The organism is Prevotella sp. oral taxon 299 str. F0039 (assembly GCF_000163055.2).
Classification (GTDB): domain Bacteria; phylum Bacteroidota; class Bacteroidia; order Bacteroidales; family Bacteroidaceae; genus Prevotella.
The window spans coordinates 794,094-810,911 of record NC_022111.1 but is presented as its reverse complement, the minus strand read 5'-3'; the positions used below and the strand labels follow the sequence as shown (position 1 = coordinate 810,911).

Below are 16,818 nucleotides of genomic sequence, written 5' to 3'. Positions count from 1 at the left end.
AACGAATGAAAATAGACCTGTTTTATCTTTTTTTCCGTAACTTTGCATAAGAAAATAAGATCTAAAATTGATATGATGACAGACAAACAGGCACTTTTAGGAATGTCTTTGTTTGAACTAAAACAAGCTGTAACCAATTTGGGTATGGCTGAATTTACAGCAAAGCAGATTGCAAAATGGTTATATTCACAACATGTTTCGTCAATAGATGAAATGACCAATATATCTAAAAGCAATCGAGAAAAGCTCAAAGAACATTTTTATATAGGCTGTGCAAACTTTATAGATGCACAGTATTCTAAAGATGGAACCATAAAATATCTGTTCCCAACTCAATCGGGAAAATTTGTAGAAACGGTATACATTCCAGATAAAGATCGTGCAACTCTTTGTGTTTCGTCACAGGTTGGTTGCAAAATGAATTGTTTATTCTGTCAAACAGGTAAACAAGGATTTGAAGGAAACCTCACTTCTTGCGATATTCTTAATCAAATTTATTCTCTTCCAGAACGTGATAAGTTAACCAATATCGTGTTTATGGGGCAAGGAGAGCCTATGGATAATTTTGATAATGTTTTAAGAACAACTCAAATTCTCACCTCTGATTATGGCTATGCATGGAGTCCTAAACGCATAACAGTTAGCAGTGTTGGTGTAAAAGGCAAGTTAGAACGATTCTTAAACGAAAGTGATTGTCATGTAGCAATAAGTATGCATAATCCAATAGCTAGTGAACGAGAAAGTATTATGCCTGCAGAAAAAGGAATGTCGATAGATAGCATTGTAGAATTACTAAGGAACTACGACTTTGCTCATCAACGTAGACTCTCTTTTGAATATATTATTTTTGATGGTTTGAATGATACTAAAGAACATGCACAATATATAGTAGATCTTGTTCGAGGTCTAGAATGTCGTTTTAATCTCATTCGCTTTCATCAAATTCCAAATGTCTCGCTTAATCCAACCAATGAGAAAAAGATGGAACTATTTAGAGATTACCTCACTTCTCATGGTGTTTTTACAACAATTAGAGCAAGTAGAGGACAAGATATATTTGCTGCTTGTGGTTTATTATCAACTGCAAAGAAAGAAAAAAACAGCTAAACAATAAATACGAAAAACAAATGTTTTATGGAAAATAGAAAGTTACGCATTGCAATAACTCACGGAGATACCAATGGTGTTGGATATGAAATGATTTTAAAAGCATTTACAACCCCAGAGTTATTAGAATTATGCACTCCTATTATATATGGCTCACCAAAGCTTGCAGCCTATCATTCTAAGGTTTTAGAAATACCAACCAACTTTACAATTATCAACAGTGCTCGTGAGGCAACAGATGGAAAAGTGAATCTTCTAACATGTTTTGATGAAGAAATTAAAGTAGATTTTGCTCATCCAAGTAAAGATTCTGGTGTTGCAGCAATAAGAGCTTTAGATGCAGCAATAACTGATTATAGAGAAGGCTTGTATGATGTTTTGGTATCTGCGCCTATCGATAGCGCAAATATAAATGTAGAAGGTGTTCCTTTTAAAGGAATCACTCACTACCTTGAGACTTGTATTGGTAAAGCAAACGATGCACTGCAAATTTATAGTAATGAGTATTTACGTATTGCAACTTTAACAAATTACATTGATATTAAAGATCTTCCTAATTATATAACCAAGGAAAATATCATTGAGAAAGTAACAACTTTGCATAAAACTCTACAAAAAGATTATCGTATTTCTTTGCCACGTATTGCTGTATTAGCCTTTAATCCAGATGGAAATGGTGAAGAAGAGAAGAACATTATTGCTCCTGCAATAACTCAGTTAGCAAATGAAGGCATAAACGCATTTGGCCCTTTTGCTGCAGATCGTTTCTGGGATAACGATGAGTTTGGTATGTTTGATGCTGTTTTGGCTATGTACCACGATCAAGGTATTGTTCCTTTAAAGACTTTAGTGCAATCAGACAATGTATTAACTATAAGTGGATTACCAATCGTATGCACTGCTCCTGCCTTATTTTCTCCTTTTAATGATGCAGGAGAAGGTATTGTTAATGAGAATTGTTTACGACAAGCAATATACCAAGCAATTGATATTTTTAGAAATAGAATTACATTTGAAGAACCTTATGCTAATCCTCTTAAAAAATTATATCACGAAAAGAGAGATGAAGTAGAAAAGGGACGCTTCTCTAACAACAGACAGAGAGATAATCAGAAGAATTCTAATTCAGAGCAAAAAAATGAGGAATAAATACTTGATATAAGAAGAAAATACTTAACTACCTTTTTATACTTTATTTGTATAAAGTGATAGAAGAAGAGCTATTTGAGGTTGTTTTGTTAGCTAATATATAATAATCTGTTAGATGGCGACAATTTTTATTAGACTTGAATATGCATATTTTTAATGTGATGGATTCTTAATGATTTACTAATCTAAAATACTTATCCAGAGTGAGTAATGCAATAGCATCTTCTCGTTCTTTATTTTTAAAAACTTCTACATATTCATGTGCATGTTTTACAATTGCTTCAGCTTCATCAGTATGTTCGATGTAATAGCGAATGCGTTCTTCAAGATCAGAAAAATCATCTTTAACTTCTATATAATGGTAATTAGGAATAAGTGTTCCCTCCATAAACCATGTTTCACAAGTAGGCTTTGGCATCACTGCTATAGAATTTGAAGACATTACCCACTTCAGATTACTAGCAACGTCATTACCTTCTAAAGCCATAATGAACTTACAATTCAGATGTGCTTGAATACTTATCTTTTCTCCCCACCATTCAGGATAAATTTTATCTCTTACTTTTATGTCAAATAAAGGATGGTAAAAAAAAGTTTTTAACAAAATATAATCGTTGACTATTTCTACGAGATATACCTCCTCTAAATATTACCTTATCCTTTTTCAGACTAAATGGAATTCTATCTTTTATAAAGATAAAATGGCGTACATAGTCCATATTAAGAAGTGTGATATTTGTATTTTTAGTTTGTAAAAGTCTACTTTTAGCTACACAAGGTAAAGGTTCATCCCTGTATATATCTCCAGGAAGTAATATCCAATGATATGTATCAGAAAACCAACGAGCATATTTCATTGAATCATAATAAAATACCTTCTGACCAGTCATGGGCTGTTTGCCAATTTCGATAGAAGCATGTAGCCATTGCTCATTATTATATTTTTCTGAAGATTCTGTTTCTATTCTGCAATAATAGTTAACACGAGACATAAGATATTCGTAATCCTCTCTTCTTCTAATTTTTTCTAACTTGTTATTTAAAAAAGGACGAAGTAGATATTTAGGAAAGAACATTCTATAAATGCTCAATATATAGTACTTTATTTTGAGTTTTTCCCACTATTTATTTTATAAAGTAATTTCTCTAACATATCATAATCTTTTGTTGATAAAATATGAAATATACAGAATCCCTCAATATTTTATTATTTATTATGGTAATAATATTTTGATAATTTTATTTGGAATAATAGCAAAACTTTAAGGATGTATCCCTAAAATAGACAATATATATAGCTTTTATAAATAATAAGAATATTAAAAACCTCAGTGAAGTATTCTTATAAGATTAAGATCTATACCCCTTCTTCGTCTTCCTCTGTAATCTGTTCTGATTTTTGAATACTACCATCATTGGTATCCATTTGAGTGTCTTTATATATTGATAGGCTACCCGACTTGGTAACTTTTAAAACAAGTGGTATAAATTCATCACTCATATTATCAGGAGAGCCTACACTTGCTGCAAATAGTAAGTGATCACCATTTACTCTATCAAAAACTACTCCAAGAAGAGCAGTGGTTTTATCTGCAGAAGTATCTATAAATTTAGAAAAATCTGATTTATAAAATACTCGTTCTAAAAATATAGAACCATCAGAACGGTGTATTTTCAGTATTATTTTGTTATCATAATATTTATTCCCGTTCTCATCTTGAACAAGAGAAAGATCTTTATCTGCTAAACGTTCAGTGGTAATTTTAACATTATGCCCTAACCATGACACCACTCTTGTCTGTGAAAAATCACCTACCTTTTGTATTGGTTTGGGTCGTTTTTTTTCTTCTTTATGTGTTATTATATTATTTGTATCTTTCTTTTTTACGCATCCAACTTGTAATATAGTAAGAGTTGAAACAAAAAAAGTATAGAATAGCATTTTGATCATAATTCGTCTCATTTGTATTAAAATAAATATAGTATTATTTCGGAGGCAAAGTTACAAAGAAATAGTGTAAAAAAAGACCGACACATTCTTTTTTATTAAGATGCGTCGGTTTTAAAATGCATGATGATTATCAATAAGAAAGAAATCTGTTAGATGTTACTCTGCTTGTCTCTTCTCCATTGCGACTTTAAGGTGTTCTTGTCTTTCCTTAATATCATTCTCGTATTTCTCATATTGTTCTTTTGTAAATATTTGCTTTAAATCGCTTTTATACTTTGCAACATCAGCCTTAACTTGTTCTTTATTGTTTTCTTTTTCACAAATGCTCTGGTTACATTTGCTGTTTCCTGGAGCCTCTTTAGAACATTCTTTTTTGTTACAACAACATTGTTTTGCTTCTTGTTTTTCTTTACAACAACATTGTTTTGCTTCTTGTTTTTTACCGCAACAATCTTTGTTTGCTTGATCTTTGTTAGGACATCCATTGCATTTTTTGCCATATTTTTCAAAAAAAGCGGTATTTACAGCAAGTAATTTTGCCTTTTGATCACTATTTAAACCATAGCGTTCCACCATTTGTTCCGTACGCTTTTGAGCAAAATTACCTTTACAAACATCTTTCTTTTCTCTATCTTTTTTACAACATCCTTGAGCAAAAGCTGTTGAACAAAACATGAGCATAGCAAGCAATGAAAACATCATTTTTTTCATAATAAATCTCTTTTTAATTTAATTTTTAATTTAATTTTTACAGCAATTTATACCATTCTAATACAACTTTCTAATAATATTACTTATTATCTAAAATGTGATTAGATGATAATTTATCACTATTTCGAATACAAAGATAAAACTTTTTTATAAAATCAAGTACCTAATTACTTTATTTCTACATAATTTTATTATCTTTGCATTAAGTCAAATCATAAAAGTATGAAGGTATTTAGTATTGCTATTCTATTTGTTTTTCTGTTAGTAGGATGTAAAAAGAATAAGACATTAGATACTCCTGAAAGTATAGATACAATTCCTATGCTAGTTACTCAGGTTCAAAAATGTTCTCGTTTATATTCCGCTGAAGTAAAAGTTAGAAAGATAATAACCCATACCGACGAGAAAGAAATTTCAGGTAAATTTCTCAATCAATCATTCAATATAAAACTTCCGGGAAGCCAACGCAAGCTGGCTATACCTATTGATGCAACTATTAAAGCCTATATTGACTTTAATAATTTTTCCTCTTCAAATATAATATGCAATAAAGACCAAATAAATATTATATTACCTGATCCACAATTAACGCTTACTTCTTCTCTTATAGACCACTCTAATATTAAGCAATACGTTTCTCTTATTCGTAGCAACTTTACAGATGAAGAGCTTGCCCATTACGAACAAGAAGGAAGAAAGGCTATAATCAAAGATATTCCAAAGTTAGATGTATTAGAACTTGCACGCATAAGTGCAGCAAAAACACTTATTCCTATTTTTGTTGGCTTAGGATTTAAGGAAGAAAACATAACGATAACGTTTAGAAAAGAAATTAATGGCAACAATGCTTCATCGTTAATAACCAATACAATAAAACGAGATGAATCAGCAGGAAAATAAATCTAATAACATAAAAGAGTTGCTTTTAAGATGGCTTTTTAAAAGAAGTAATATCTTAATATTAGCTATTTGCGCTGTAGTTGTAGTGGTTCTTCTTGTATTTTTCAGTATAAGAAAGACTTTTATTGGTATCAACGACAATAAAAAAACAGGCTTTACAGTAACTCAAATCCAACAAATTAGGACTTTAGGAGAATGGGAATTCCTTTCTATCAGTACTGAAGAAATGGTAGATTCTACTCTACATGGCTTCTTTGGAGATGCAGAATTGGTTCGTATCTATTACGGAACACTTCATCTAGGCATTAATTTTAGAGATGCAAAACCAGGCTGGGCAAAACTAGAAGGAGACTCTTTAACTGTCACACTACCTGCTATTAAGTTGCTAGACAACAACTTTATAGATGAAGCTAAAACGGTTTCATTCTTCGAAAAAGGTTCTTGGGACGCTAAAGCACGACAAGAAATATATCAAAAAGCTTACAAACGCATATATAATAGATGTATGACAAAAGAGAATATTACATCTGCTCAAGAGAATGCAGAAATGCAAATGAAAAACTTTTTTAGAGCAATGGGTATTCAAAAGATCAATATTCAAATTGAAGAAGCAAAGAAATAATATAATATAAAGATTTTTGAAAGGGTAATAATGGAGATAGAATAACGATTAAGATTGTTTCTTTTCATCTTATTTACACACATTATTAAAATTAGAAATTAATTGTTCACATAAAAACAAGCAAGGTAAAAATGAAAGCAAATGAAGTTTTAGAAACTCTTAAACAAAGATTTCCTAATGAACCTGAGTATATTCAGGCTGTAACAGAGGTGCTAGAAACGATTGAAGAAGAATATAACAAGCACCCAGAGTTTGAGAGAGTGAACCTTATTGAACGTCTATGTATTCCCGATAGAATTATTCAATTCAGAGTAACATGGGTAGACGACAAAGGTAATGCACAAACCAATATGGGTTATCGAGTTCAACATAATAATGTAATTGGTCCATATAAAGGTGGTATCCGCTTTCATAAGTCGGTTAACTTATCCATCTTAAAGTTCTTGGCTTTTGAACAAACCTTTAAGAATGCCTTAACAACTCTTCCTATGGGAGGTGCAAAAGGCGGTTCTGATTTCTCACCACGTGGTAAGAGTAATGCAGAAGTTATGCGCTTCTGTCAAGCCTTTATGCAAGAGCTTTATCGCCATATTGGAGCAGACGAAGATATTCCTGCAGGCGACATTGGCGTTGGAGGTCGTGAAGTTGGATATATGTTTGGTCAATATAAGAAGTTAACTCATTTGTTTACTGGTGTTTTAACAGGAAAAGGAAAATACTTTGGAGGTTCTAATATACGCCCTGAAGCAACAGGATATGGTAATATCTACTTCCTACAAAATATGCTTAAAACACAAAATCAATCACTAAAAGGAAAACGTGTTCTTGTTTCTGGATCAGGAAATGTTGCTCAATATACTGTTGAAAAGCTTATCGAATTAGGAGCTATTCCTGTTACATTATCTGATTCCGATGGTTACATTTACGACCCAGATGGTATTGATTCTGAAAAATTGGCATTCGTAATGGAACTAAAGAACATTGAACGTGGAAGAATAAAGGAATATGCTGAGCACTATGGAGTGAAGTATGTACCAGGCGGAAGACCATGGGGTGAAATGGCAGATATTGCTACTCCTTGTGCAACACAGAACGAAATTAATGAAGAAGATGCTAAAACTCTTGTTGCAAATGGTGTTATTGCAATCAGCGAAGGTGCGAACATGCCAACTACTCCTGAAGCAATTAAAGTGTTCCAAGATGCAAAAATACTATATGCGCCAGGCAAAGCATCTAACGCTGGCGGTGTTGCTGTATCTGGATTAGAAATGACTCAGAACTCAGAACGATTAAACTGGAGCCGTGAAGAAGTAGATTTTAAGCTACATAGCATAATGGATGATATTCATGAGAACTGCGTTAAATACGGAACAGAAGCAGACGGATATATCAATTATGTTAAAGGTGCAAATATCGCAGGCTTCTTGAAAGTGGCAAATGCAATGATGGCGCAAGGTATTGTATAATCCTTTTGAAAAAATATTAAATAATTGAGATTTGAAAAGGGAGGTGTTACCTTAATTATAAGGAACACTCTCCTTTTTTATTTTATTCTCTGTCAAAATAAAAGCATAGAATTATTTATTTTTTATATAATAAAGTAAATAGAATAGCGTTATAACTATAGTATTTAACAATAAAATTTTATGCCTATAAAAATTTTTACTACAGAAGAATTAAATCCTTCAGAGAAGACATTAATGCTAATACGACAATTAGCTTACTCGTATAAAACTCTTCATTTAAATAACAACAAGAAGGTTATTTGTCTAAACTAAAACTAAATGGAAGTAATTATTTCCCCCTCTCTCCTATCTGCAGATTTCATTAATCTACAGAAAGATATTGACATGATCAATAAAAGTGAAGCAGATTGGCTTCATTTAGATATTATGGATGGCACGTTTGTACCTAATATTTCTTTTGGTTTCCCTGTAATAAGTGCTGTCGCAAAAGCGTGTAAAAAGACACTTGATGCTCATTTTATGATTGAACACCCTGAACACTACATTGCCCAAACAGCGAAACTAGGCGTCGAAATAATGTGTGTTCACTATGAAGCGTGTGTTCATTTACATAGAACTATTCAAGAAATTCACTCTACAGGAATGAAAGCAGGAGTAGCATTAAATCCTAGTACTCCTGTTTCTGTTCTCGAAGATATTTTAGATGATCTTGATTTAGTTTTGATTATGAGTGTAAATCCTGGATTCGGAGGACAAAAGTTTATACCCAATGCTCTCAAAAAAGTTGCTCAGCTGCGACAAGAAATTGATAAAAGAAACTTATCAACTATTATAGAAGTAGACGGAGGTGTCCAAGGAGATAATGCAAAAGCGTTAATAGATGCAGGAGCAAATGCCCTAGTTAGTGGAAGTTATATATTTAATTCTTCTAATCCTGAGGATACTATTAAAGAATTAAAACGAATAACTACTTTTAAACGATAAACCTACTCATTCAGAACATATATAAATATATAAAAAACAACTTCTTTAAAGACATAATATCATTGCTTTTAGTGCATAAATGCATCTCTTTTACATTATAATTGCATGTATTTCTTCATGAAAAAAGTATTATTATCACTTTTATTGCAGTTTTTTGAAAAATAAAGCCAGGTTAGAACTTATTCTAATCTGGCTTTATTTTCTATATAAAATCCTTATTCTTTATTTTACTTTTATTTAACAAAATCAATAAATATCTCGTTATTATATTTATTTCACCGTAATATGAAAACAACCTTGATGTACTTCGTATTTTATGTGACAGCGTTTACTTAAACGCATATCATTTAACACCTCGCTCAACACCCACTTCAATGTATCATTACGAACTTTTCTACGTTGAATACCATCTGGAGCCTCTACAGTTTGATATCTATTATAACAAATATCAAAAGTTGTTCCATATAAATGACAACTATTTACTGTTGCATTTCTATTATGCCCTCTTAGTTTTGTTACATCATCTTTGCTTCTCATCACGCTAGTTACAATGATTTTGTGTAAAGGAATTCCTTTAACGGTTAAACTATCAAAAAATGTTCTACCAATATCTTGCAACAAAATAGATGCTCTTGGCACTAAATAAGGAATACTTTGCTTAAGTGTTTCTACATAAAAATAAGGATTACTACCTACATAAACCAATTCAGATTTACGTGTTTCTGCCTCTTCTCTGTTAGTAACAGGAGAGACACCATACTTTTGTGCAGAAAGAAGTTGTATGTCATTTTGATCTGGGAAAGCATCTTTATAACTAGGAACACTATATATTTTGTGCTTCACTTCAGAGCCGTCATCATTAAAAAACCTTGATGTTAAGATCGAGATATTACTTTCGTTCACCTGTGTTTGTGTAAGAATAGAATCAGACTTTGCAGTAACCGTATCAGTTTCGGTAAGCAGTTCTTTTGCAAGAGTATCTTTATTAGAAGCTATTCCTGGGAAAACACATTTAACAATAGCCAATAATACAACTATCATTAGAAAGCCTTGTATATATCTCTTCTTTGACATCACTATCTTTTTTGTATTTAGTATTCTGCAAAGTTAGCAAAATTCTACATAGAAAAAGAATATAAAGACTATGCTAATGTATTTTTATTAAAGTTTTTATACGAAGCATTCAATATATCAAACTTTTTATGTAAGTTTGCATGACATTATTAATAAATAGCTAAATCATAACTAAACATTGATAGAGAAACATATTATATTAAGCGACATCGATCCTTTGATGTTATATGGTGCCAATAATGGTAACCTTCAAATAATTAAGTCTCTTTATCCCAAATTACGTATTGTTGCCAGAGACAATATTGTTAAGATAATAGGAGAAGAAGACGAAACGGAGAAACTAGAAGCACAAATAAATAAAATGTGCAATCATATATCAAGATATAACAATATTACAGAAGAAGACATTCTTGATATTATAAAAGGAAGAACCACCCGTAAGGATGAGGTTAAAGGAGTTTTAGCTTATAACATATCTGGAAGCCCCATAAAGGCAAAATCAAAAAATCAACAACAATTAATTGATTCTTTCAATAAAAATGATATGATTTTCGCTATTGGACCAGCAGGTTCAGGAAAGACCTACTTAAGTATTGCTCTTGCTGTAAAAGCTTTAAAAGAGAAAATGGTTCGCAAAATAATACTTAGTAGACCAGCAGTAGAAGCTGGAGAGAAACTAGGTTTCTTACCAGGAGATATGAAAGATAAAATAGACCCATATCTTCAACCACTTTATGATTCATTGGAAGATATGATCTCTTCTGCCAAACTGCAAGATATGATTGAAAAGAACGTCATTCAAATAGCACCCTTGGCATTTATGAGAGGACGTACTTTAAACGATGCTATCGTGGTGTTAGATGAGGCACAAAATACTACTCCAGCCCAAATGAGAATGTTTTTAACTCGTATGGGGTGGAATACGAAAATGATTATAACTGGAGATATAACTCAAATAGATTTGCCCCATGGACATAAAAGTGGGTTAAAAGAAGCTTTAAAGATTTTATCTGCAACCGAAGATATTTCGTTTATACATTTTGACAAAAAAGACATTGTCAGAAATAAACTTGTAACCAAAATTGTGAAAGCATACGAAATATTCGAGAAATTGAACAAAACTGAAGCAGACTCTAAAGACAAAAAGAAAGAAACCCCAATAAATTAACTTCAAAATAAAGAATTAATTATGAAAGCATTAACAAGCACCAATTTCAACTTTGATGGTCAAAAGAGTGTTTATCATGGTAAAGTAAGAGATGTTTATAATATCAACGACGACTTAATTGTGATGGTTGCTACAGATCGAATTTCTGCCTTTGATGTGGTATTACCCAAAGGTATACCATTTAAAGGACAAGTATTAAATCAAATTGCGGCACAGTTCTTAGATTCAACTACCGATATTTGTCCAAACTGGAAATTAGCAACACCAGATCCAATGGTTACAGTTGGTTTAAAATGCGAAGGTTTTAAAGTTGAAATGATTATCCGTTCTATTTTAACAGGTAGTGCTTGGAGAGATTATAAGAATGGAGTTCGTGAGATATGCGGTATTCAACTACCTGACGGAATGAAAGAAAATGAGCGTTTCCCAGAGCCTATCATTACTCCAACAACAAAAGCAGATGAAGGTCACGATTTAAATATCTCAAAAGAAGAGATTATTGCACAAGGCATTGTTTCTGCTGAAGATTATGCTATTATGGAAGACTATACACGCAGGATTTTTGCTCGTGGTCAAGAAATAGCATCAAAACATGGTCTTATTCTTGTTGACACTAAATACGAATTTGGCAAGAGAGATGGTAAAGTTTACCTCATCGATGAGATTCATACACCTGATAGTAGTCGTTATTTCTACGCAGAAGGCTATGAAGAAAAGCTAGCAAAAGGTGAGCCTCAACGCCAATTATCAAAAGAGTTTGTACGTCAATGGCTCATTAATCATAACTTTATGAATGAACCTGGACAAGTTATTCCAGAAATGACAGATGAATATACCAACAGTGTTAGTGAGAGATATATTGAACTATACGAACATATTACAGGCAATAAGTTTGTAAAACCCACAGAATCAGAGGATATAAACAAACGTATTCAAGATAACATTAACAACTATCTTGCAACTAGAAAATAAGTATTTAATGTACAAACAAGAAAACATTAAACCTTATAAAGGTGACGAAGATAAAGGCAAACAAGTGGAGCAAATGTTTGATAACATTGCTCCTACTTATGATAGCCTTAACCATAGCTTGTCTTTAGATATTGATAGATTATGGAGAAAGAGAGCTATCAAAGAACTCTCTAAATATAATCCTGCATCAATTCTCGACATTGCAACAGGAACTGGCGACTTTGCAATACAGGCAGCACAAACTCTTCAGCCTACAACTCTCATTGGAGTGGATATCTCTGAGGGAATGATGGAAATAGGTAAACGAAAAGTTTTACAAGCAAAACTAAATAAAATAATATCTTTTGCAAGAGAAGATTGTATGAACCTGAGTTTTGCTGATTATTCTTTTGATGCTGTAACAGCAGCCTTTGGAATAAGAAACTTCTCGAACTTAGAACAGGGATTAAAAGAAATGCACAGAGTATTAAAACCTGGTGGTCACCTTTGTGTCATCGAATTAACCTCTCCAATATCTTTCCCTATCAAGCAGGTATTTAAGATATACTCTCACACTATACTCCCTTTATGTGGAAGATTAATATCAAAAGACCGAAGTGCATACGAATATCTAACTGCATCTATTGAAGCTTTCCCTCAAGGAGAAAAGATGCAAGAGATATTACAAAACATTGGTTTTACCGAAGTTAAGTTTGAACGCTTAACCTTTGGTGTTTGTACTATGTTTTTAGCAACTAAATAATACAATGGGTATGGAACAGTATGGACTAATAGGATTAAAGCTTGGACACTCGTTTTCGTTGAATTATTTCAATGAAAAGTTTAAGAATGAAAATATTGATGCGGTGTATATCAACTATGAGATATCAAATATCCAAGATATTTTCGAAATCATTGCATCCAATCCAGACTTGAAAGGATTGAATGTTACCATTCCTTACAAAGAACAAATCATCCCCTATCTTGATGAAGTAACTCCCGAAGCAACTGCAATAGGAGCTGTGAATGTAGTTAAAATAATACACCAAGAAAACAAAACCATACTAAAAGGATTTAATAGCGACGTTGTAGGCTTTACCCAAAGTATTGAACCTTTATTAGAGCGAGTACACAAAAAGGCTCTTATTTTGGGAACAGGTGGTTCAGCAAAAGCTATTGCATTTGGTTTAGAATCATTAGGACTAGAAGTCCTTTTTGTTAGTCGAACACCTCAGGTTAATGCTATTACCTACAATGAAGTTACTGAAGCCACTATTAAAGAGTATAAGGTAATAGTGAATTGCACTCCACTTGGAATGTATCCCAATTCCGATTCTTATCCAGAACTCCCTTATGAGGCAATGGATAGCTCTCATTTATTATACGACTTAATATATAATCCAAACGAAACAACATTTATGAAAAAGGGAGCAATGCATGGTGCTACCGTAAAAAATGGATTGGAAATGCTTCTACTCCAAGCATTTGTTAGCTGGGAATATTGGCACGGAAAATAAGAAAAATCAATATTATATAAACATATAAGATAAATAACAAATAAGACATGGATAATCGCTATAACTTACGTGGTGTGTCTGCAGCAAAAGAAGATGTACACAACGCTATAAAGAACATAGATAAAGGCATTTTTCCAAAAGCTTTTTGCAAAATAATCCCCGATATTCTTGGAGGGGACGAAGAATATTGTAATATTATGCATGCCGATGGTGCTGGAACAAAAAGTTCTTTAGCTTATATGTATTGGAGAGAAACAGGTGACATCAATGTATGGAAAGGTATTGCACAAGATGCAATCGTTATGAATACAGACGATCTTTTATGCGTTGGTGCTGTTGACAATATACTAGTATCAAGTACTATCGGACGCAACAAGATGCTTATCCCTGGGGAAGTAATCTCTGCTATCATCAATGGAACTGATGAACTTCTTGCAGATATGCGTGAAATGGGTGTAGGAATCTATCCTACAGGAGGAGAAACTGCAGACGTAGGTGATCTTGTAAGAACCATAATTGTAGACTCAACAGTTACTTGCAGAATGAAAAAATCTGATGTTATCGATAATAAAAGGATACAACCAGGTGATGTTATCATTGGATTATCATCTTTTGGTCAAGCTACTTATGAGAAATCTTATAATGGTGGTATGGGAAGTAATGGCTTAACAAGTGCTCGCCACGACGTATTCTCTAAATATTTAGCAACTAAATATCCTGAAAGCTTCGACAATTCAATTCCACAAGAATTGGTTTATAGCGGCACTAAGACTCTAACTGAGCAAATAGAAGGTTTAGGAATAGACGCAGGACAATTGGTATTGTCGCCAACTCGCACTTATGCTCCAGTTATTAGAAAGATTTTAGATGCTAAAAGAAATAAGATACATGGAATGATTCACTGCACAGGTGGAGCACAAACCAAAGTTCTTCATTTTATCAACGATAATTGCAAAATCATAAAAGATAATATGTTTGCTGTCCCCCCACTATTTAAAATAATAAAAGAGGAAAGTAACACAGATTGGAAAGAAATGTACCAAGTCTTCAACATGGGACATAGAATGGAAATATATGTAAGCCCTGAAGATGCAGAAGAAATTATACAAATAAGTAAATCATTTAACATCGATGCACAAATTATTGGACATGTTGAAGAGGATAACAAACCTTCGCTCACAATTAAATCAGAGTTCGGTGTTTTTAATTATTAATTATGGCAGAAAATAGCTTACTTAGTAAATTAGAAGGATTAGAAAGTAGATTTGAAGAAGTTTCAACTCTTATAACAGACCCTGCAGTAATTGCCGACCAAAATAGATATGTTCGCCTAACAAAGGAATATAAAGACTTAGGAGATATCATGGAAGCAAGAAAGAAATATGTTACATGTCTTAATGTTATTAAAGAGGCTAAAGATATTTTGGCAAATGAAACAGATCAGGATATGCGTGAGATTGCTCGTGAAGAATTACAAGCAAACGAGCCACTGCTTCCTAAATTAGAAGAAGAAATTAAAATAGCTCTTGTGCCAAAAGACCCAGAAGACGCTAAAAATGTAGAGGTTGAGATTAGAGCAGGTACAGGAGGTGACGAGGCTGCGCTATTTGCTGGCGACCTATTTCAAATGTATAAGAAATATTGTGACTCTATGGGTTGGAGTATTTCGATCACCAATGAGTCGGAAGGAACAATGGGTGGCTTCAAAGAAATCGCCTTCTCTGTAACAGGAACAAACGTATATGGTATCTTAAAATACGAATCGGGAGTGCATCGTGTACAACGAGTTCCTGCCACAGAAACACAAGGAAGAATGCATACTTCTGCTGCAACGGTTGCTGTTCTACCTGAAGCAGACAAGTTTGAAGTAAATATTAACGAAGGAGATATCAAGTGGGATACTTTCCGTAGTTCTGGTGCTGGTGGACAGAATGTGAACAAAGTGGAGTCAGGTGTTCGTCTTCGTTATCCTTGGAAAAACCCCAATACAGGAGAAGTTGAAGAAATTCTTATCGAATGTACAGAAACCAGAGATCAACCAAAGAATAAAGAACGAGCATTATCACGTCTTCGTACATTTATATATGATAGAGAACATCAAAAGTATGTTGACGATATTGCTAGCAGAAGAAAGTCGCTAGTTTCGACAGGTGACAGATCTGCTAAGATTAGAACATACAACTATCCTCAAGGAAGAGTTACCGACCATCGCATTGGATATACAACTCACGATCTTCAAGGGTTTGTTGGCGGAGATATTCAAGCAATGATTGACGCTTTAATTGTTGCTGAAAATACTGAAAAATTGAAAGAAGCAGAATTATAATGAATTGATGGTGTGAGTGTATTGCCACTCCACCATTTTTCATATATCATATTATAATAAAAGAATCATGAATAGAAAAGAACTTATCAATCAGATTTTTACAAAGAAAAGTTTCCTTTGTGTTGGATTAGATCCAGATATAAAAAAGATTCCTAAGCATCTTCTTAACGTAGAAGATCCTATCTTTGAATTCCTAAAACAAATTGTTGATACAACAGCCCCCTACTCTGTTGCTTACAAACCTAACATCGCTTTCTTTGAATGTTTAGGTATAAAAGGTCTTGTCTCGTTTGATAAAATTGTTAAATATATAAAGGAGAACTACCCTGAAGTATTTATTATCGCAGACGCAAAGCGTGGAGATATTGGCAATACAGCAAAGATGTATGCTAAAACTTTCTTCGAAGAATATGATGTTGACGCTATAACAGTTGCACCATATATGGGTGAAGACAGCGTTCAACCTTTCTTAGATTATAAAAACAAATGGACTATTGTTCTTGCATTAACTAGCAATAAGGGATCACACGATTTCCAATTTATAGAAGATAAAAACGGAAAACAAGTGTTCCAACATATCTTAAGCAAAACTCAAGAATGGGGCAACAAAGAAAACCTGATGTTTGTCGTAGGAGCAACTCAAGGTTCTATGTTCTCAAAGATAAGAGATCTTGCGCCAGATAACTTTCTACTTGTTCCTGGAGTTGGTGCTCAAGGTGGCAGTTTGCAAGAGGTTTGCAAATATGGTATTACTAAAGAATGTGGATTACTTGTAAATAGTTCTCGTGGAATTATCTTCGCATCAGCAAACGAAGACTTTGCAATTGTTGCAGGACAAAAAGCTAAAGAGTTGCAAGAAGAAATGGCGGAAGAGCTAAAGAAAGTATTATAA

The 16,818-nt window shown here is 33.0% G+C and carries 18 protein-coding genes; 13 read left to right on the top strand and 5 right to left on the bottom strand.

The window, feature by feature from the left end; translation table 11 throughout:
• The first annotated feature begins 72 nt into the window (after positions 1-72).
• Positions 73-1,107 carry a 23S rRNA (adenine(2503)-C(2))-methyltransferase RlmN gene (rlmN, locus tag HMPREF0669_RS06320; RefSeq protein ID WP_009227688.1) on the top strand — a complete coding sequence of 345 codons (1,035 nt, stop codon included), beginning with the start codon at positions 73-75 and terminating at the stop codon, positions 1,105-1,107.
• A 27-nt stretch (positions 1,108-1,134) separates the two neighbouring features.
• On the top strand, positions 1,135-2,256 hold the full coding sequence (locus HMPREF0669_RS06315) for a PdxA family protein (protein ID WP_009227687.1): 1,122 nt from the start codon (positions 1,135-1,137) through the stop codon (positions 2,254-2,256).
• 169 nt (positions 2,257-2,425) lie between these two features.
• Here HMPREF0669_RS06315 and HMPREF0669_RS10575 read toward each other — a convergent pair whose 3' ends face one another.
• The 4 genes from HMPREF0669_RS10575 to HMPREF0669_RS06300 all read right to left on the bottom strand — a co-directional run bounded on the left by HMPREF0669_RS10575 (position 2,426) and on the right by HMPREF0669_RS06300 (position 4,918).
• Positions 2,426-2,743 carry a glycosyltransferase family 90 protein gene (locus tag HMPREF0669_RS10575; RefSeq protein WP_232236482.1) on the bottom strand — a complete coding sequence of 106 codons (318 nt, stop codon included), beginning with the start codon at positions 2,741-2,743 and terminating at the stop codon, positions 2,426-2,428.
• 82 nt (positions 2,744-2,825) lie between these two features.
• On the bottom strand, positions 2,826-3,332 hold the full coding sequence (locus HMPREF0669_RS10570; protein ID WP_232236481.1) for a hypothetical protein: 507 nt from the start codon (positions 3,330-3,332) through the stop codon (positions 2,826-2,828).
• A 281-nt stretch (positions 3,333-3,613) separates the two neighbouring features.
• Positions 3,614-4,219, bottom strand: coding sequence for a DUF4738 domain-containing protein (locus HMPREF0669_RS06305; RefSeq protein WP_009227685.1), 606 nt, complete (start codon positions 4,217-4,219; stop codon positions 3,614-3,616).
• A gap of 144 nt (positions 4,220-4,363) precedes the next feature.
• Positions 4,364-4,918, bottom strand: a complete 555-nt coding sequence (locus HMPREF0669_RS06300; protein ID WP_009227684.1) for a DUF4890 domain-containing protein — start codon at positions 4,916-4,918, stop codon at positions 4,364-4,366.
• Between the two features lie 222 nt (positions 4,919-5,140).
• On the opposite strand from HMPREF0669_RS06300, the gene HMPREF0669_RS06295 reads away from it, so the two are divergent.
• From HMPREF0669_RS06295 to rpe, 4 genes are all read left to right on the top strand, one after another.
• Complete coding sequence (locus tag HMPREF0669_RS06295) at positions 5,141-5,818, top strand: DUF4230 domain-containing protein (protein WP_009227683.1); 678 nt, start codon at positions 5,141-5,143, stop codon at positions 5,816-5,818.
• Positions 5,799-6,440, top strand: a complete 642-nt coding sequence (locus HMPREF0669_RS06290) for a DUF4230 domain-containing protein (protein ID WP_009227682.1) — start codon at positions 5,799-5,801, stop codon at positions 6,438-6,440. Before HMPREF0669_RS06295 ends, HMPREF0669_RS06290 begins: the two co-directional genes overlap by 20 nt.
• 131 nt (positions 6,441-6,571) lie before the next feature.
• A complete protein-coding gene (locus HMPREF0669_RS06285) occupies positions 6,572-7,906 on the top strand; it encodes an NADP-specific glutamate dehydrogenase (RefSeq protein WP_009227681.1) in 1,335 nt (444 codons plus the stop codon).
• A gap of 318 nt (positions 7,907-8,224) precedes the next feature.
• Positions 8,225-8,890: a ribulose-phosphate 3-epimerase gene (gene rpe / locus HMPREF0669_RS06280; protein WP_009227680.1), complete on the top strand. Its 666-nt coding sequence runs from the start codon at positions 8,225-8,227 to the stop codon at positions 8,888-8,890.
• Positions 8,891-9,160: 270 nt separating this feature from the next.
• On the opposite strand, the gene HMPREF0669_RS06275 is transcribed toward rpe, so the two are convergent.
• The gene (locus HMPREF0669_RS06275; protein ID WP_020967249.1) at positions 9,161-9,964 is read right to left on the bottom strand and encodes a DUF5715 family protein; all 804 of its coding nucleotides are present in this window, start codon (positions 9,962-9,964) and stop codon (positions 9,161-9,163) included.
• A gap of 178 nt (positions 9,965-10,142) precedes the next feature.
• Here HMPREF0669_RS06275 and HMPREF0669_RS06270 point away from each other — a divergent pair, with 178 nt between their 5' ends.
• From HMPREF0669_RS06270 to pyrF, 7 genes are all read left to right on the top strand, one after another.
• Positions 10,143-11,132, top strand: coding sequence for a PhoH family protein (locus HMPREF0669_RS06270; RefSeq protein WP_009227678.1), 990 nt, complete (start codon positions 10,143-10,145; stop codon positions 11,130-11,132).
• Positions 11,133-11,153: 21 nt separating this feature from the next.
• Positions 11,154-12,104, top strand: a complete 951-nt coding sequence (locus HMPREF0669_RS06265) for a phosphoribosylaminoimidazolesuccinocarboxamide synthase (protein WP_009227677.1) — start codon at positions 11,154-11,156, stop codon at positions 12,102-12,104.
• A gap of 7 nt (positions 12,105-12,111) precedes the next feature.
• Positions 12,112-12,846 (top strand): bifunctional demethylmenaquinone methyltransferase/2-methoxy-6-polyprenyl-1,4-benzoquinol methylase UbiE, encoded by a 735-nt coding sequence (gene ubiE / locus HMPREF0669_RS06260; RefSeq protein WP_009227676.1) that lies wholly within the window; start codon positions 12,112-12,114, stop codon positions 12,844-12,846.
• Positions 12,847-12,856: 10 nt separating this feature from the next.
• Positions 12,857-13,600, top strand: a complete 744-nt coding sequence (locus HMPREF0669_RS06255; protein WP_009227675.1) for a shikimate dehydrogenase — start codon at positions 12,857-12,859, stop codon at positions 13,598-13,600.
• 47 nt (positions 13,601-13,647) lie between these two features.
• Positions 13,648-14,814 carry an AIR synthase-related protein gene (locus HMPREF0669_RS06250; RefSeq protein ID WP_009227674.1) on the top strand — a complete coding sequence of 389 codons (1,167 nt, stop codon included), beginning with the start codon at positions 13,648-13,650 and terminating at the stop codon, positions 14,812-14,814.
• A 2-nt stretch (positions 14,815-14,816) separates the two neighbouring features.
• Positions 14,817-15,926, top strand: coding sequence for a peptide chain release factor 1 (gene prfA, locus HMPREF0669_RS06245; RefSeq protein ID WP_009227673.1), 1,110 nt, complete (start codon positions 14,817-14,819; stop codon positions 15,924-15,926).
• A gap of 67 nt (positions 15,927-15,993) precedes the next feature.
• Positions 15,994-16,818 (top strand): orotidine-5'-phosphate decarboxylase, encoded by an 825-nt coding sequence (gene pyrF / locus HMPREF0669_RS06240; protein WP_009227672.1) that lies wholly within the window; start codon positions 15,994-15,996, stop codon positions 16,816-16,818.

Coding starts and splice junctions, on each gene's coding strand:
- rlmN (WP_009227688.1), top strand. CDS start 73: ATGATGACAGACAAACAGGCACTTTTAGGAATGTCTTTGTTTGAACTA.
- HMPREF0669_RS06315 (WP_009227687.1), top strand. CDS start 1,135: ATGGAAAATAGAAAGTTACGCATTGCAATAACTCACGGAGATACCAAT.
- HMPREF0669_RS10575 (WP_232236482.1), bottom strand. CDS start 2,743: ATGGCTTTAGAAGGTAATGACGTTGCTAGTAATCTGAAGTGGGTAATG.
- HMPREF0669_RS10570 (WP_232236481.1), bottom strand. CDS start 3,332: ATGTTCTTTCCTAAATATCTACTTCGTCCTTTTTTAAATAACAAGTTA.
- HMPREF0669_RS06305 (WP_009227685.1), bottom strand. CDS start 4,219: ATGAGACGAATTATGATCAAAATGCTATTCTATACTTTTTTTGTTTCA.
- HMPREF0669_RS06300 (WP_009227684.1), bottom strand. CDS start 4,918: ATGAAAAAAATGATGTTTTCATTGCTTGCTATGCTCATGTTTTGTTCA.
- HMPREF0669_RS06295 (WP_009227683.1), top strand. CDS start 5,141: ATGAAGGTATTTAGTATTGCTATTCTATTTGTTTTTCTGTTAGTAGGA.
- HMPREF0669_RS06290 (WP_009227682.1), top strand. CDS start 5,799: ATGAATCAGCAGGAAAATAAATCTAATAACATAAAAGAGTTGCTTTTA.
- HMPREF0669_RS06285 (WP_009227681.1), top strand. CDS start 6,572: ATGAAAGCAAATGAAGTTTTAGAAACTCTTAAACAAAGATTTCCTAAT.
- rpe (WP_009227680.1), top strand. CDS start 8,225: ATGGAAGTAATTATTTCCCCCTCTCTCCTATCTGCAGATTTCATTAAT.
- HMPREF0669_RS06275 (WP_020967249.1), bottom strand. CDS start 9,964: ATGTCAAAGAAGAGATATATACAAGGCTTTCTAATGATAGTTGTATTA.
- HMPREF0669_RS06265 (WP_009227677.1), top strand. CDS start 11,154: ATGAAAGCATTAACAAGCACCAATTTCAACTTTGATGGTCAAAAGAGT.
- ubiE (WP_009227676.1), top strand. CDS start 12,112: ATGTACAAACAAGAAAACATTAAACCTTATAAAGGTGACGAAGATAAA.
- HMPREF0669_RS06255 (WP_009227675.1), top strand. CDS start 12,857: ATGGAACAGTATGGACTAATAGGATTAAAGCTTGGACACTCGTTTTCG.
- HMPREF0669_RS06250 (WP_009227674.1), top strand. CDS start 13,648: ATGGATAATCGCTATAACTTACGTGGTGTGTCTGCAGCAAAAGAAGAT.
- prfA (WP_009227673.1), top strand. CDS start 14,817: ATGGCAGAAAATAGCTTACTTAGTAAATTAGAAGGATTAGAAAGTAGA.
- pyrF (WP_009227672.1), top strand. CDS start 15,994: ATGAATAGAAAAGAACTTATCAATCAGATTTTTACAAAGAAAAGTTTC.